The following is a 14,670-nucleotide window of genomic DNA, read 5'->3' as shown; positions in this document are numbered from 1 at the left end:
AGTATTGATGCCGGTTCCGCCGCCTGTCGGTGGCGTCGGTGTCACCATGGACGCCGTGCAAACTGCGAGAACTTCCATGCCCGTGATATCGCCGCTCGCCGGCGAGCCGATCAAGCGTGCCGACGCCGAGCGGCTCGCCGGAGTGCTGAAGGCGATCGCCGACCCGGCCCGCCTGCGGCTGCTGAGCCTCATCCAGTCGGCTCCCGAGGGTGAGGCGTCGGTGACCGACCTCACCGCGCCGCTCGATCTCTCCCAGCCGACCGTGAGTCACCATCTTCGGATCCTCACCGAGGCCGGCCTCATCGAGCGCGAGAAGCGCGGCGTCTGGGCGTACTACCGGCTGGTGCCGTCGGCGATCGCGGCGATTGCCGACCTGCTCACGCCGCCCCGCAAGAGAGCGACGAAGCGGACCCGCTGACCCCTGCCGGGCTCCCCGGTCACGCCGCTACGGTGCGGCCGGGCCGTCCGGCGGCGGGACGACGACGCCGTGCAGGAGGAGGCCGACGAGGCGGGTCGCGAGATCCCGCTGGTCCTCCTCGCCGGCGATCATCGCGATGCCGCCGATGCCCATGAGCAGGTCCTCCGGGTCGATCCCGGGACGTATGGTGCCGGCGGACTGGCCCGCGTCGAGCAGGGTGGCGATCGCGCCGCTGAGCAGCCCGCGCGTCCGTACGCGGTCCTCCTCGGACAGGAGCACGCCGCGCAGGACGTCCGCCATGCCGCGCTTGGTCGCCATGAAGTCGACGAACCTCTCCGTCCAGGCGGTCAGCGCCGCGGCGGGTGGCAGCGTCTCCAGAAGCTCCCGGGCGGCGTCGCAGAGGCGGGTGACCTCGTTGCGGTAGACGGCGTCGACGAGCGTCTCCCTGGTCGGGAAGCGCCGGTACAGCGTGCCGATGCCCACGCCGGCCTTCTGGGCGATGGCCTTCAGCGACGTCTGGGTGCCCTCACGGGCGAAGGCCTCGGCGGCAACCGTCAGCAGACGGTCGTAGTTGCTCCGCGCGTCCGCGCGGAGCGGTCGCTCGTTCACGGCCTTCGCCCTCCCGTTCGCCGACGTGACCCACATCTCTGGTAAGCGGAGCCGCGTCCGCTTACTGTTCCTCTTAGCGGAGCCGAGTCCGGTTCCAGCTTAGCCAGCGACCGGGCCGTCCGGCCACCGTGCGCCGCGAGGCGAGCCCGCCGCGGGCGCGCGAACCGCGCCCACCGCGGGTCGCGCGCCGGTCAGCAGAGAGAAAAGGGACGAAAATGGCACGTCAGCCTGTCACCACCCCGTTCGACGCTCACTCCACGGCCGCCGAGGTCGTCGCCGGCGTCGACCTGTCCGGCCGTCGGGCCGTGGTCACCGGGGCCTCCTCCGGCATCGGCGTGGAGACCGCCCGGGCGCTCGCCCGCGCGGGCGCCGAGGTCACCCTCGCCGTGCGCGACGTCGAGGCGGGCCGACGCGTCGCGGAGGAGATCTCCGCCGGTACCGGCACCGGCCCGATCCTGGTCGCCCCGCTCGACCTGGCCGACCTCGACTCGGTGGCGGCGTTCGTCGCCAACTGGCGGGGCCCACTGCACATCCTCGTCAACAACGCGGGCGTGATGGCGCCGCCGCTGACGCGCACCCCGCGGGGCTGGGAACTCCAGTTCGCCACCAACCACCTCGGGCACTTCGCGCTCGCCACGGGCCTGCACGGCGCGCTGGCGGCGGCCGGCGACGCCCGCGTGGTCTCGCTCAGCTCCCGCGGCCACCTGCGGGCCCCCGTCGACTTCGACGACATCAACTTCGAACGGCGCCCGTACGACGCGTGGGTCGCGTACGGGCAGTCGAAGACGGCCAACGTGCTCTTCGCCGTCGAGGCGGACCGCCGCTGGTCCGGCGACGGGATCCGGGTCAACGCCGTGCACCCCGGCGCGATCCTCGATTCGAACCTGAAGCGGTACATGAGCCCGGCGGAGATCGACGCGGCCACGGCGTCGGGCGAGGAGTTCAAGTCACCGGAGCAGGGTGCGGCCACGAGCGTCCTCGTGGCGGCCCGGCCCGAGCTGGCCGGTGTCGGCGGGCGGTACTTCGAGGACTGCAACGAGGCCGCGCCGAGCGAGCCGGGCACGAACCGCGGCGTGGCCGCGTACGCGCTCGACCCGGAGGCGGCCGAGCGACTGTGGCGGGTGTCGCTGGACCTGCTCGGCGCCGCGGAATAGAGACCCCCCGCCCAACCCGACCGGTGATCCGCCCGACCCGCCCCGATCCATCCGGTGATCATGAAGTTATCGGCACGACACGCCGACGCGAGCGCCGATAACTTCATGATCACGCGCAGCCGGCGGCGAGGGGTGGGGGCGTTTGGGGGCTTTGGGGCCTCCGCGGCGGGACTCCCGGGAGCTTCGCCGGCATTTCGCGGACTGCCTGCGCCGGTTCGTGGAATCACAGCGGGGCGCGCTGTCACGGACCGCGCGGCTGTCCGGTCTTTCGACGGAGGGCTTTTCCTCTCCGCGAAACCAGAAAGGTCCACAACATGAAGATCGCTGTCATGGGCGGTACGGGGCTCATCGGATCGCAGGTCGTCCGGATCCTGAACGCGGCCGGGCACGAGGCGGTGCCGCACTCCCCGTCCACCGGCGTCGACCTGCTCAGCGGGAAGGGGCTGCAGGAGGCGCTCGCGGGAGCGGACGTGGTGGTCAACCTCACGAACTCGCCGACCTTCGACGAGGCCTCGCCCGCCTTCTTCCAGACGAGCATGGACAACATGCTCGCGGCCGCCGAGACCGCCGGCGTCGGCCACGCCGTCATCCTCTCGATCGTGGGCGCCGATGAGGTGCCGGACCTCGTCTACTACCGCGCCAAGGTGCTCCAGGAGGACATCCTCAAGGCCGGTCCCGTGCCGTACTCGATCGTCCGCGCCACGCAGTTCTTCGAGTTCGTCGACGCGGTGCTGTCCTGGACCGCCGACGAGAACACCGTGCGCCTGCCCGCCACCCTCGTCCAGCCGATGGCGGCGGCCGACGTCGCCCAGGCGGTGGCCGACGTCAGCGTCGGCGCCCCGTTGCAGGGCACCCGCAACGTCGCCGGACCCGACGTCTTCCGGCTCGACGAGCTGGGCAAGATCACCCTCGCCGCGCACGGCGACCAGCGCACCGTCGTCACCGACGACACCGCCGGCATGTTCGCCGCCGCCTCGGGTGACGCTCTCATCGCCAAGGACGGCGCCGTGATCGCCAAGACCTCCTACCGCGACTGGCTCGCCCGCTGATACCGGCCGGGCCCGCACCACGCGGCCGGTGCGGGCCCGGCCCGGCGTCGCATCCAGGCATCGGAACGACAGGGGGCGGTGGCGGTGAGAACCGGTCGAGTGGAGGCGTTCAGCGACGGCGTACTCGCCATCATCATCACGATCATGGTGCTCGAGTTGCGGGTGCCGGAGGGCCACCATCTTTCCGACCTCTTCCGCACGGCCGGCGTCGGGCTGCTGACGTACCTTCTGACCTTCATCTACGTCGGCATCTACTGGAACAACCACCACCACCTGTTCCACCTGGTCCAGCGCGTCAGCGGCGGAGTGCTGTGGGCCAATCTGGGACTGCTGTTCGCTCTGTCGCTCTTCCCGTTCACGACCGCCTGGGTGGACGACTCGAGGTTCGAGCGGACCCCGGTCGTCATCTACGGGCTGAACCTGCTCTGCGCGGCCGTCGCGCACCTGGTGCTCCTGAAAGTCATCACGCGCCGGGAAGGGCCGGAGTCGCTGCTGCGCCGGGCCATCGGCAAGGATCTCAAGGGCAAGATCTCGCCCGCGGTCTACCTCGCCGGGATGGTCAGCGCCCTGACGATCGACCGGGACGGGAAGATCGGCGTGTGGGTCGCCCTGGCCTGGTACGTCGCCGCGGCGATCATCTGGATCGTGCCCGACCCCCGCATCGGCCGGGCCGTCGAGGAGTACGGCACGCCCGACTGAGGGCACGGGCTCGTGTCAGCGGGGGTGGACAACGGCGTCCTCCGTGGTGGCCAGGACCAGCCCGAGCAGGTCCTCGTCGAGCGGCTCCTGCTGCGCGGACATGTACACCGTGATGACGGTGTACCCGGCCACCAGCATCACGTAGGCGTTCGCGCCGCTCAGGGTGAAGCTGCCGACCGTGCTGCTCATCGTGCTGTCGTACCGCCAGCTCAGCTCGCCGACCCCGGGCGCAGGGGCGGCCCGGGTCTGAAACCGCAATGCAACCGACGACTGGACGAGGCTGAACGACGGGCACGCCTGCCGGGCGTCGCGGGCGGCGACCAGCAGCGCCTCGCCCACCGCGGCGTCGTAGGAGTACACGGTGACGGTCAGGTCGGTGTACGTGAGCCCGTCGCTCCCGGGATCGCTCGTGAAGGTGCGCTTGCCCGTGGCCCGCAGGTGCGGCTTGCCGGGTGTCAGGAAGCCCTCCCGGACCAGCGGCTCACACGCCGGGTCGGACACGGTCACGCTACGCGACACGATGCCCTGGCCCGGCGGACCGGATTCGGGAACGTTCCAGGTCGGCGGGATCACCAGCACACTCGACTGGGCCACCCGGTCGGCCTGCTGCGGCGTCAGAGCCCGCCGCGCCGGCGCGTACCGCTCGTCGAGCGACGCGAGGTGGCGCTGGAGCGCGTTCATGGCGACGCCGCCGGGCACGCCGGCGCCGACGACGGCGAACGCCACGGCGGCGGCTGCCACCGCCGTCCCGGCCGGGACCAGCCGGCCGACCCACGCCGGCGGCGTGCGACCGCGAAGCCCGGCGCCCAGGGGTACGAGCACCGCCGCGAGCGGCACGATGGCGCAACCGAGCCAGACGGGTGCGACCGCCGCGTCCCACGCGAACAGGTCCGGCTCGGGCGGCCGGTCCGTCAGCCACCCGTAGCCGTAGTGCACGCCGGTGGCGACGGCCGTGGTCGCGGTGGCGGCCAGCACGCCCTGCGCCCAGCCGTACGGCCACGGCGTCGCCAGCGTGACCACGACGAGCACCACGACGCCGGCCCCGAGGCAGATCCACCACCGCTGCTGCTGCGCCCGCAGCTGGTCGGTGACCCCGGACGTCGCGGGCTCCACGAGAATCGCCGCGGTGCCGGCGACCGCCGCCGCGCCGAGCGACGCCAGCCAGGGCAGGCGCCGCCGCGGGGCCCGCCGCGATGCCAGCAGCGCGTAGACCGGCAGCAGCGCGAGGGTCAGGGTCGGCCAAGGGAGACGGGACAACCCGTAGCTGAGGAAGATCCGCAGGTCGTCGGCGTTGTGCAGCACCGCGGCCGACGATCCGACCAGCCACAGGCCGGCGACGGCGGCCAGGCCGGTCACGCCGACCGCGAGGCGGGTGAGGACGGGTCGGTCGGCCCGTGCCGCCAGCTCCGCCACGGCGACGGCGAGCCCGACCACGCCGGCGACGGCCAGGGCGAGCACGGCCACCGCTAGCGCCCTGCGGGCGAGGCTGCCCGGCCACACGAGCGGGTAGAGCTGCTTCGACAGGGACACCGCCGGCATGACCAGCGCGCCGAGGACGACCCCGCCGCCGGCGCCCACCAGGGCCCGCCACCACTGGGGACGCGGAAGCCGCGCCCGCGCCCGGCGGACCAACGACGGGAACAACAGCGCGAGCACGGCCGCGCCCGTCGCGGCGGGGATCGCCGTGCCACCCCACCCGTACAGCCGCACGTTCCAGCCCTCGTCCAGCATCACGACCGTGGACATGGCGATGACGGCCACGAAGCCGACCGCGGCCGCCTGCGCGAACCCACCCTCGTAGGGACGTGCGGTGTGCCGCAGGGCGAACGCCCGGTCCGTCGGCGCGGGATGCCGTGCCAGCACCCGGCCGACCCGGGCCGCCGGCCCCGGGCGCGGCGCCGGCGTCGTCCGAGAGAACAGCGCCACGAGCGCGGACTCCGCGCCCGCCCCCGCGGCGTAGCGGTCCGCCTCGTGTTCGCGCAGCCGCAGCAGCGCGGCCGCGAGCACCGCCACGGTCGCCGCGAGCAGCGTGACCCCGACCAGCGCGGCGATCATCTTCGGCGTGGGCCCGATCTGGCCGACCATGGGCACGCTCGCCAGCGCGAAGACGGGCACGAACAACCACGCGGGGCCCCGCAGCGTCGAGACCCAGGTGACGTCGCGGGCCAGCACGTGCGCGATCTCGTGGGTGACCACGGCGTCGAACCGGTCGCCGGGGCCGAGCGCCAGGCGCGCCGGAACCACGACGGTCGGCCGCCGGCCCGGAAGCGCCGTGGTGAACGCCTGCCGCACCGCGGGCCCGGCCACCCACAGCCGGGGCGCACGGCGCCCCGACAGGCCGTGCCGCCGGCACAGCTCGGCGAACCGCTCCCGCGCCGCTGGCGCGTCGAGCCGGCCGAGTCGGCGCAGGTGGCGCAGGTCGCGCAGCGGGACGGCCACGGCCAGGACCAGGGTGCCCGCGAGCAGGAGGAGCGCGGCGGCCGCGACCGTCGACGCCTGGAGCCGGGACTGCTCGGCCATGCAGGCGTTCATCGCGTCGAACGCATCCCGGTGCAGGGCCCGGCACCGCTCGACGCTGATCGCGTACGGGACGGCGCGTGACCAGGGGCCGAAGAAGAACACGTTGCCGACGGCCACGCCGACGCCGACCAGGGAGACCGCGGTCAGGCCGTACAGCCACAGCAGGGGCTGTGGCCGGCCGTCAGGAGTGGCCATCGGTGGGCGCGGTCTCGGGCACGTGGACGGCCCCGACCACGGCGTCGGCGAGGAGGTCGGCGGCGGAGTCGTCGAGGCCGAGGGTCCGCGCGTGCCGCCGTGACACCTCCCGCAGCCGAACGGCCTGGGCTTCCGTGAGGACGATCCGGCCGTCGACCGCCGGCAGCACGGCGTCGGCCACCGCACGGCCGGAGGAGCCGGGGCGGCCACGGGCACGCCACCGTCGCCACCAGGACCGTCCTGCGGCCGTCCCGAGGGCCAGGACCTCCGCGACCGACGCGGCGATCACCTCGACGACGATCGCGCTCACCAGCGCGTCCTCGATGCCGAAGCCCACCGAGCCGCCCGGCGCCCGGCGCTGCGCCACCCCGGCGCGCCACGCCGCGGCGACGTCGTCGAAGACGGCCGACTCCTCCGGGGCCAGCCGCCCGCTGATCTCCCGTGCCAGCCGGACCACGAACTCCGAGGCACGAACGGCCCCCGGTGGACGGGCCCTTTCCATCGACAACGCTGACCTCCCGAGCGCGCGGAACGAGGACGACGGTTCGATGACAGGCTATCCACCACCGGCGACCGTCGGGGTGCCCGACCGATCGCCTTGTCAGAGCTTTCGTTGGCTTCCTGGACGGTCGCGGCAGTACCGCCCAGGACATTTGTCATCGCAGCCCGGGTACCGGTGGTTCTGCCGGCGCCGTCCGCGCCTCCATAGCGTCATCTGGCATGTGCGACTTCGTTGTACGCCTCACCCGTACCCCACGGATCGGGACCGGCCGAATGAGCCGCGGGCTCCGGCACGGCGCCGCCCTGGTTCTGGCCCTGGTGCTCACGGCGCAGACGGCCCCGGTGGCGGCTGCTCCGGCGCCCGCCGGACCCGTTGTCCGGACCGACCGCGGGCTGATCCGCGGCCTGACCGGCGACGGCTTCCGGACGTTCCAGGCGGTGCCGTTCGCGGCGCCCCCGACCGGCGACCGCCGCTGGCGAGCCCCGCAGCCGGTGACCCCGTGGTCCGGGATCCGCGACGCGACCCGACCGCACGAGGAGTGCGCGCAGAACCCGATCTTCGGCCCGCCGGCCGGGACCGAGGACTGCCTCTACCTGAACGTCACCGCGCCGACCGCGCCCGGCCCACACCCGGTGCTGGTGTTCGTGCACGGCGGCAGCTTCCAGAACGGCTCTGGCGCCGAATACGACCCGGCCCGGCTCGTCACCCAGGGCGGCCTGGTGGTGGTGACCATCAACTACCGGCTCGGAGTCTTCGGCTACCTGGGACTTCCCGGACTCGCCGGCTCCGGCACGTTCGGCCTTCAGGACCAGCAGGCGGCGCTGCGCTGGGTGCGGCGCAACGCGGCCGCGTTCGGCGGTGACGCGGGGAATGTCACTCTCGCCGGTGAGTCGGCGGGCGCGGAGAGCGTCTGCGCCCAGCTCACGTCGCCATCGGCACGCGGCCTGTTCGACAAGGCGATCCTGCAGTCCGGGTCGTGCCTGACCGACTGGCCGGACGCGCTGTTCCTCCCGAAGATCGAGGCCGGATCGCCGTTCAGCCCGCGCGGGACGGTCGAGCGGACCGGCTCGGCTCTCGCCGCCACGCTCGGCTGCCCCGCCGAGCACGCGCTCGCCTGCCTGCGGGGCAAGGACCCCATCGCGCTGCTGAACGCGACGACCGGGACCGGCGTCGAGGCGTTCGTCACCCCGGCGTACGGCACGGCGCTGCTGCCCGTCTCGCCCGCGGCAGCGTTGCGCGCCGGGAAGGCGCAGCGGGTCCCGGTGCTGGCCGGCAACAACCACGACGAGCATCGGGCCATCATCGGGGTCATCGAGATCACGCAGGGCGCGTACAGCGCGGCCGACTACGAGACGATGCTGGCGGCGGCGTTCGGCGACGAGGCCGCGCGGGTGGCCGCCCACTACCCGGTCGAGGAGTACGGGACGCCGGGCCTGGCGTGGGCAGCGGCCGCGACCGACCGGATCTGGGCCTGTCCCACCCTCACCACCCAGCGCCTGCTCGCCCGGCACGCGCCGACCTACGCCTACGAGTTCGCCGAGGCGCACGGGCCGGCGCTCACCGCGGACTACCCGTGGGGCGCCGCGCACGGGTACGAACTGCCGTACCTCTTCGACGTCGCCGGGTTCCTGACGGTCGGCACGGTGCAACCTCGGCTGGCCGCCGACATGATCGGCTCGTGGGCGCACTTCGCGGCCACGGGGCAGGCGCCGTGGCCGGCCGTACGCCCGACCGGGGCGGCGCCGTACCACCGGGTGTTCGCGGCGGGCCGCGACGGGCGCGTCGACCTGGCCGCCGAGCATCAGTGCGCCTTCTGGGACGCGATCGCCGCGGACGGCTGATCGGGCTCGGGTCCGGCGCCGCCCGCCGCGGCGCCGGACCCGATGCGGTCCGCCAGCGTCGCGGCGAGGGACCGGATCGTGGCCTCGTCGCCCGGATCGGGAAGGTTCAGTGTGGAGACGACGTCACCGCGCCGCACCGAGATGAAGTACGACACCTGGGCCGGCAGGGCCGCATGGTCGATCTGGCCACGGACCACGAGCCCGGCCGCGCCCAGGTCGGCGGCCTCGACGATCCGGAACGAGAGCTGCGATCCGAGGACGGGGTAGTTCGCGCATCGCCGCAGCACCTCGCGCACGTCGTCCAGAGCACGGTCCGCCCACCCCGGCTCGTACCGCTCGACGACCTGATGGGCGGTCACCGCGGTGTCGTCCCGATGGAAGAACCGCTGTACGGCGTCGCGGCGGTGCGACTGGGCGAGGTAGTCCCCGTCCCGGTAGGAAGGGCAGTCCTCCTGGACCCACGGCCACGACGGCGGCGCGGGGGCGGCGACGCTCTCCCGCCAGCCGGATCCCAGCTCGTGCGATCGCAGCAGGGGCGACGCGCCGGGTGCGCCCGCGGCCTGCCCGCCCGGTTCGACCCGGGACCCACCGCGTTGGCAACCGGCCCCGCCGAGGGCCAGCACCAGCAGCACCACAGCGAGGAGTCGGCACCTCCCGCCGCCTCGGACCATGTCCCGCTCCCTCCGACGTCCGGATGACGGAAGGAGGCGCCCGAAGGGTTGCACCGACGGGACGTGCCGGACCCGCGTCGTCGCCGAGCCGGCGGTCAGGGTGCCGAGCGGTCAGCTCCGCAGGAACGCCAGCAGGTCCCTGTTGACCTCGTCCTGCATCGTCGACGTGAGGCCGTGCGGTGCGCCCGGGTAGTAGATCTCCTGCACGTTCGCGACCAGCTGGGCGGTCTTGTGCGCCGAGTCCTTCACGGGGACGATCTGGTCGTCCTCCCCGTGGAGCACGAGCGTCGGGACGTCGAACTTCGCCAGGTCGTCACGGAAGTCCGTCTCGGAGAACGCCCTGATGCTCTCGTACGCGTTGAGCAGCCCGGCCTGCATGCTCCACAGCCAGAACTGGTCGAGGATGCCCTTCGAGACCTTCGCGCCCGGCCGGTTGGCGCCGTAGAACATCTGCGCGAGGTCCTGGTAGAACTGCGACCGGTCGGCGAACAGCTTGGCGCGCAGCTCGTCGAAGACGTCGATGGGCAGGCCCTCCGGGTTGTCCGGGCTCTGCACCATGATCGGGGGTACGGCCGAGACGAGGACGGCCTTCGCGACGCGGCCCGTGCCGTGGCGGCCGATGTACCGGGCGACCTCGCCACCCCCGGTCGAGTGGCCCACGAGGGTGACGTCGCGCAGGTCGAGCGCCTCGATGACCGCGGCGAGGTCGTCGGCGTACCCGTCCATGTCGTTGCGGCTGCGGGCCTGGCTCGACCGGCCGTGACCGCGGCGGTCGTGCGCGACCACCCGGAACCCGTTCTGGGCGAGGAAGAACATCTGCCCGTCCCAGGCGTCCGCGTTCAGCGGCCAGCCGTGGGAGAACGTCACGACGGGGCCGTCGCCCCAGTCCTTGTAGTAGATGTCGGTGCCGTCGTCGGTGGTGATGAAGCTCATGGCGTTGCTCCCCCGTGTGTCGAGCGCGTCGCGCGTCGCTCGTCCCGATGCTAGGCGCGGGTGCGGGGCCGGAGGGCCGCTTCACCGGACTCCCGCGCAGATCCCCGGTGGGCGGGGTCCGGCACCGCGGTGACGGCGGGCACACGTCTGTCACGGATTCCAGGGCTGCGTTGTCGGCCCCGGTGGAGAACACAAAAATCCACCAGGAGAACGCCATGCCCAACCGGAAGCCGACCGTCGTCCTCGTACACGGCGTCTTCGCCGAATCCGCGAGCTGGTCCGGGATCGTCGAGCTGTTGCCGACCCGGTCCGCCGAGGCCGTGGGCGCGGTCGCGTGAGGACCGGCCGCCTGGAGGCGTTCAGCGACGGGGTGCTCGCCATCATCATCACGATCATGGTGCTGGAGCTGAGGGCGCCGGAGGGCCACGACCTCTCCGACCTGGTCCACTCGACCGGCGTCGGGCTCCTGGCCTATCTGCTCAGCTTCGTGTACGTGGGCATCTACTGGAACGCCCATCACCACATGTTCCACCTGGTCCGGCGGGTCAACGGCGGTGTGCTGTGGGCGAATCTGGCGCTGCTGTTCTGCCTGTCGCTGGTGCCGCTCACGACGGCGTGGATGTCCCAGTCGAGGTTCGAGCGGATCCCGGTCGTCGTCTACGGGCTGAACCTCCTCGTCGCGGCTGTCGCCTACCTCGTGCTCCAGTCGGTGATCATCCGGCAGGAGGGGCCGGAGTCGTCGCTGGGCCGGGCCGTCGGCAGGGACCTCAAGGGCAAGATGTCCGTGACCTTCGACGTCGTCGGGGTGCTCAGCGCCCTGACGATCGACCGGAGCGGGCGGGTCGGGGTGTGGATCGCCCTGGCGTGCTTCGTCCTCATCGTGATCACGTGGGTCGTGCCCGATCGCCGCATCGCCCGGGCGGTCCGCGAGTACGGGACTGCGGCCTGACGGGCCCGGGGTGTCACAGGTCGGGGTGCTTGCCGGTCGTAACGACAGCCGGACGGCAACCGCTGCCCCGGCCAGGAGAAAGGTCAGTCATGAAAATCGTTGTGATCGGCGGGACCGGCCTCATCGGGTCGAAGCTCGTGAGGAAGCTCGGCGAGCAGGGCCACGAGGCGGTGCCGGCGTCGCCGAACACCGGCGTCGACACCCTCACCGGCGAGGGCCTGGCCGAGGTGCTGGTCGGGGCGGACGTGGTGGTCGACGTCTCGAACTCTCCCTCCTGGGAGGACGACGCCGTCATGGAGTTCTTCGGGACCTCCACGCGCAACCTGCTCGCGGCGGAGGCCGAGGCGGGCGTGGGTCACCACGTGGCGCTGTCGATCGTGGGGACCGAGCGGCTGCCCGAGAACGGCTACTTCCGGGCGAAGATCGCGCAGGAGGGGCTGATCGAGGCGTCGTCGATCCCGTTCTCGCTCGTACACGCGACGCAGTTCTTCGAATTCGTCAAGGGCATCGCCGACTCCGCCGCGGACGGTGACACCGTCCGGATCGCACCGGTGCTCTTCCAGCCCATCGCGGGCGACGAGGTGGCCCAGGCCCTCGCTCGGGTGGCCACGGGGGCGCCGCTCAACGGGCGTGTCGAGGTCGCTGGGCCGGAGCGGCTCCGGATGGACGACTTCTTCCGCAGCGCACTCACCGCCCTGGGCGACCCGCGCGAGGTGGTCACCGACCCGCACGCGCACTACTTCGGGTCCGAGTTGTGCCAGCGGAGCCTGGTGCCGGACGACGGGGCGGTCCTCGGCAAGGTCGGGTACGCCGACTGGCTGCGCGCGACCGGATCCGGCAGGTAGGGGAGACGATGGCCGCTCCGCTGGGCGACGACGCACTGCACAGGCTCGAGACCGAGGTCGAGGCGGAACTCGCCATGGCCGCGTCGAGCCGCCCCGAGGAGGCCGCCGAGGTACCGGTGGCCGAGTGGCTCTTCGATCCGGCCGACGCCCCGCGCGAGGCCGTCGAGATGCGCAGTCTTCTGGGCGCCGTCGAGGCGCTGGAAGGCGATCCCCGTTTCACCCACCCGACGGATGGGCTCGCCTGAGCCACACTCGGCGGTCCCTGCACCGGCACCCCTCAGCGCGCGGCCGCGGCCCGATGCTGAGGGGTGCACCCCTTGACCGTCCGGTCAGGACGGTCCGATCCGGCGCCGAAAGCAGCGTGTCGGTCAGCCGGGACAGCTCCATCAGCCGGGTCAGGTCGGCGTTGGAACGGCCAGCCGGGACAGATGCTAGCTGGTGATCTTCGCGGCCGGGTTCATCGGCGGCGCACCCGCCGTCGCCTGGTTCGCCGCCGACCGGCGGCTATTCGACGAGCTTTCCGACGGTCGACACGTCCTCCATCAGCTCGGCGATCTCGGCGGGGACCGGCGGGATCTCCTCGCGGACGATGCCCGCGGTCGGCGACCAGACGAGGTTGACCTGGAGGGCGGGATCGAGGTCCGGGTAGTCGCTGCGGTTGTGGCAGCCGCGGGTCTCGCGCCGCTCCAGCGCGGCCTCCATGGTGGCCCGCGCCGCGAGCGCCGACGCCTTGAGGTCGAAGGCGTGCGCGAGGTCCTGGTAACCGGCGATGTCGGGGTGGATGCCCGTGTCGCCCATGCGGCCCTCGATGGCGTCCAGCTCGGCCAGCCCGGTGCGCAGCCCCTGCTCGTCGCGGACCACGCCGGCGTACTCGGTCATCGTGTCGCGGATCGCGCGCTGCAAGGCGCGCACGTTCTCGCGGCCGTCCGCGGCGAGCAGCCCGTCGACCTCGGCACGGGCCTCGGCGACCGCGTCCGGCGAGCGCCGCTGGGCGTCCAGCCCGGCGGCGTACTCCGCGGCGGCAGCGCCGACGAGGCGGCCGTAGACGAGTAGCTCGATGAGCGAGTTGCCGCCCAGGCGATTGGCGCCGTGCAGACCGCTGGCGGCCTCGCCGATCGCGTACAGGCCGGCGACGTCGGTGCCGTGGTCCTCGGGGCGGACCCAGACCCCGCCCATGGAGTAGTGCGCCGTCGGCGCGATCTCGATCGGGCTGCTCGTGATGTCGCGCATCTGCAGCTCGAGCATCATCTGGTAGACGCGCGGGAGCCGGTTCATGATGGTCTCGCGCGGCAGGTGCGACACGTCGAGCCAGACACCGCCCTTGGGCGTCCCCCGGCCCTCCTTGATCTCGGTGTACGCGGCGAGCGCTACCCGGTCGCGGGTCGACAGCTCCATCCGCTCGGGGTCGTAGCGCTCCATGAAGCGCTCCCCCAGCGCGTTGCGGAGAATGCCGCCCTCGCCGCGCGCGGCCTCGGAGACGAGGGTTCCGGCCGCGTTCTCGGGTTCGAGGATGCCGGACGGGTGGAACTGGACCAGTTCGGGGTCGCGCAGGCGGGCGCCGGCGAGGACCGCGAGGCGGAAGGAGTCGCCGGTGTTCTCGTCGCGCCGGGAGGACGTCCGTCGCCAGATCCGGGTGTGCCCGCCCGCGGCGAGGATCACCGCGTCGGCGTGCACGAGGTAGCGGGTGCCGTCGTTGAGGTCGAAGCCGTACGCGCCGAACACGGTGTTGTCGCGGACGAGGATCCGGGTGACGTAGACGGTGTCGAGGACGGGGATGGCGAGTTCGGTGGCGCGCCGGACGAGGGTGCGTTGGATCTCCAGGCCGGTGTAGTCGCCCGCGAACGCGGTCCGGCGGTACTTGTGGGCGCCGAAGAACCGCTGCGAGATGCGGCCGTCCGCCTCGCGCGCGAACGACATCCCGTAGCGTTCGAGGTCGTGGATGCCGCGGGCGGCGCCCTGGGTCACGATCTGCACGGTGTGCGGGTTGGCGAGCAGGTAGCTCTCCTTGATGGTGTCCGCGGCATGCTGCTGCCAACTGTCGTCGGCGTCCATCGTGCCGAGCGCCGCGTTGATCCCGCCCGCCGCCAGCGACGTGTGGGCGTCCTGCCGGGGCCGCTTGCCGACCACGAGGACGTCGACGCCCCGCTCGGCGAGTTCGATGGCCGCCCGTAGACCGGACCCGCCGGTGCCGATCACGAGTACCGAGGTCGACAGGCGCCGTTCAAAGTTGCTCATGGTGCTTCCGTTCTGCGGTGAGGTGCGGCCGCCCCCCTGTGCGGTCAGGG

15 protein-coding genes are annotated in these 14,670 nt (G+C 72.7%); 9 read left to right on the top strand and 6 right to left on the bottom strand.

Annotated features, from left to right (window positions below):
- The first annotated feature begins 46 nt into the window (after positions 1-46).
- Positions 47-418: an ArsR/SmtB family transcription factor gene (locus ACSNOA_RS15595; RefSeq protein ID WP_436662312.1), complete on the top strand. Its 372-nt coding sequence runs from the start codon at positions 47-49 to the stop codon at positions 416-418.
- Between the two features lie 27 nt (positions 419-445).
- Here ACSNOA_RS15595 and ACSNOA_RS15590 read toward each other — a convergent pair whose 3' ends face one another.
- Positions 446-1,027, bottom strand: a complete 582-nt coding sequence (locus ACSNOA_RS15590) for a TetR/AcrR family transcriptional regulator (protein ID WP_436659049.1) — start codon at positions 1,025-1,027, stop codon at positions 446-448.
- A gap of 215 nt (positions 1,028-1,242) precedes the next feature.
- On the opposite strand from ACSNOA_RS15590, the gene ACSNOA_RS15585 reads away from it, so the two are divergent.
- The 3 genes from ACSNOA_RS15585 to ACSNOA_RS15575 all read left to right on the top strand — a co-directional run bounded on the left by ACSNOA_RS15585 (position 1,243) and on the right by ACSNOA_RS15575 (position 3,929).
- Positions 1,243-2,181 carry an SDR family NAD(P)-dependent oxidoreductase gene (locus ACSNOA_RS15585; RefSeq protein ID WP_436659047.1) on the top strand — a complete coding sequence of 313 codons (939 nt, stop codon included), beginning with the start codon at positions 1,243-1,245 and terminating at the stop codon, positions 2,179-2,181.
- A 314-nt stretch (positions 2,182-2,495) separates the two neighbouring features.
- On the top strand, positions 2,496-3,230 hold the full coding sequence (locus tag ACSNOA_RS15580) for an SDR family oxidoreductase (protein WP_436659045.1): 735 nt from the start codon (positions 2,496-2,498) through the stop codon (positions 3,228-3,230).
- An 84-nt stretch (positions 3,231-3,314) separates the two neighbouring features.
- The gene (locus tag ACSNOA_RS15575; RefSeq protein WP_436659044.1) at positions 3,315-3,929 is read left to right on the top strand and encodes a TMEM175 family protein; all 615 of its coding nucleotides are present in this window, start codon (positions 3,315-3,317) and stop codon (positions 3,927-3,929) included.
- 15 nt (positions 3,930-3,944) lie between these two features.
- Here ACSNOA_RS15575 and ACSNOA_RS15570 read toward each other — a convergent pair whose 3' ends face one another.
- Both ACSNOA_RS15570 and ACSNOA_RS15565 read right to left on the bottom strand, forming a co-directional pair.
- The gene (locus tag ACSNOA_RS15570; protein WP_436659042.1) at positions 3,945-6,644 is read right to left on the bottom strand and encodes a M48 family metalloprotease; all 2,700 of its coding nucleotides are present in this window, start codon (positions 6,642-6,644) and stop codon (positions 3,945-3,947) included.
- Positions 6,631-7,146 (bottom strand): hypothetical protein, encoded by a 516-nt coding sequence (locus ACSNOA_RS15565; protein WP_436659040.1) that lies wholly within the window; start codon positions 7,144-7,146, stop codon positions 6,631-6,633. The genes ACSNOA_RS15570 and ACSNOA_RS15565 overlap by 14 nt, the downstream gene beginning before the upstream one ends.
- A 218-nt stretch (positions 7,147-7,364) precedes the next feature.
- On the opposite strand from ACSNOA_RS15565, the gene ACSNOA_RS15560 reads away from it, so the two are divergent.
- Positions 7,365-8,987 (top strand): carboxylesterase/lipase family protein, encoded by a 1,623-nt coding sequence (locus tag ACSNOA_RS15560; RefSeq protein WP_436659039.1) that lies wholly within the window; start codon positions 7,365-7,367, stop codon positions 8,985-8,987.
- Here the strand turns inward: ACSNOA_RS15560 and ACSNOA_RS15555 are convergent.
- Complete coding sequence (locus ACSNOA_RS15555) at positions 8,948-9,658, bottom strand: hypothetical protein (protein ID WP_436659037.1); 711 nt, start codon at positions 9,656-9,658, stop codon at positions 8,948-8,950. The genes ACSNOA_RS15560 and ACSNOA_RS15555 overlap by 40 nt on opposite strands.
- Positions 9,659-9,769: 111 nt before the next feature.
- Positions 9,770-10,591, bottom strand: coding sequence for an alpha/beta fold hydrolase (locus ACSNOA_RS15550; protein WP_436659035.1), 822 nt, complete (start codon positions 10,589-10,591; stop codon positions 9,770-9,772).
- A 215-nt stretch (positions 10,592-10,806) separates the two neighbouring features.
- On the opposite strand from ACSNOA_RS15550, the gene ACSNOA_RS15545 reads away from it, so the two are divergent.
- The 4 genes from ACSNOA_RS15545 (at position 10,807) to ACSNOA_RS15530 (ending at position 12,630) form a co-directional block, all read left to right on the top strand.
- Entirely contained in the window at positions 10,807-10,929 is a 123-nt protein-coding gene (locus ACSNOA_RS15545) for a hypothetical protein (protein ID WP_436659033.1), read from the top strand.
- On the top strand, positions 10,926-11,540 hold the full coding sequence (locus tag ACSNOA_RS15540) for a TMEM175 family protein (protein WP_436659031.1): 615 nt from the start codon (positions 10,926-10,928) through the stop codon (positions 11,538-11,540). Before ACSNOA_RS15545 ends, ACSNOA_RS15540 begins: the two co-directional genes overlap by 4 nt.
- A gap of 89 nt (positions 11,541-11,629) precedes the next feature.
- Positions 11,630-12,385 carry an SDR family oxidoreductase gene (locus tag ACSNOA_RS15535; RefSeq protein ID WP_436659029.1) on the top strand — a complete coding sequence of 252 codons (756 nt, stop codon included), beginning with the start codon at positions 11,630-11,632 and terminating at the stop codon, positions 12,383-12,385.
- Between the two features lie 8 nt (positions 12,386-12,393).
- Positions 12,394-12,630: a hypothetical protein gene (locus ACSNOA_RS15530; protein WP_436659028.1), complete on the top strand. Its 237-nt coding sequence runs from the start codon at positions 12,394-12,396 to the stop codon at positions 12,628-12,630.
- 259 nt (positions 12,631-12,889) lie between these two features.
- Here ACSNOA_RS15530 and ACSNOA_RS15525 read toward each other — a convergent pair whose 3' ends face one another.
- Positions 12,890-14,620 (bottom strand): L-aspartate oxidase, encoded by a 1,731-nt coding sequence (locus ACSNOA_RS15525; RefSeq protein ID WP_436659026.1) that lies wholly within the window; start codon positions 14,618-14,620, stop codon positions 12,890-12,892.
- Positions 14,621-14,670 lie beyond the last annotated feature (50 nt).

The sequence above is a fragment of the Micromonospora sp. URMC 103 genome, assembly GCF_051386435.1.
Taxonomy (GTDB): domain Bacteria; phylum Actinomycetota; class Actinomycetes; order Mycobacteriales; family Micromonosporaceae; genus Micromonospora.
This window is presented reverse-complemented; position numbering and strand designations above follow the sequence as displayed.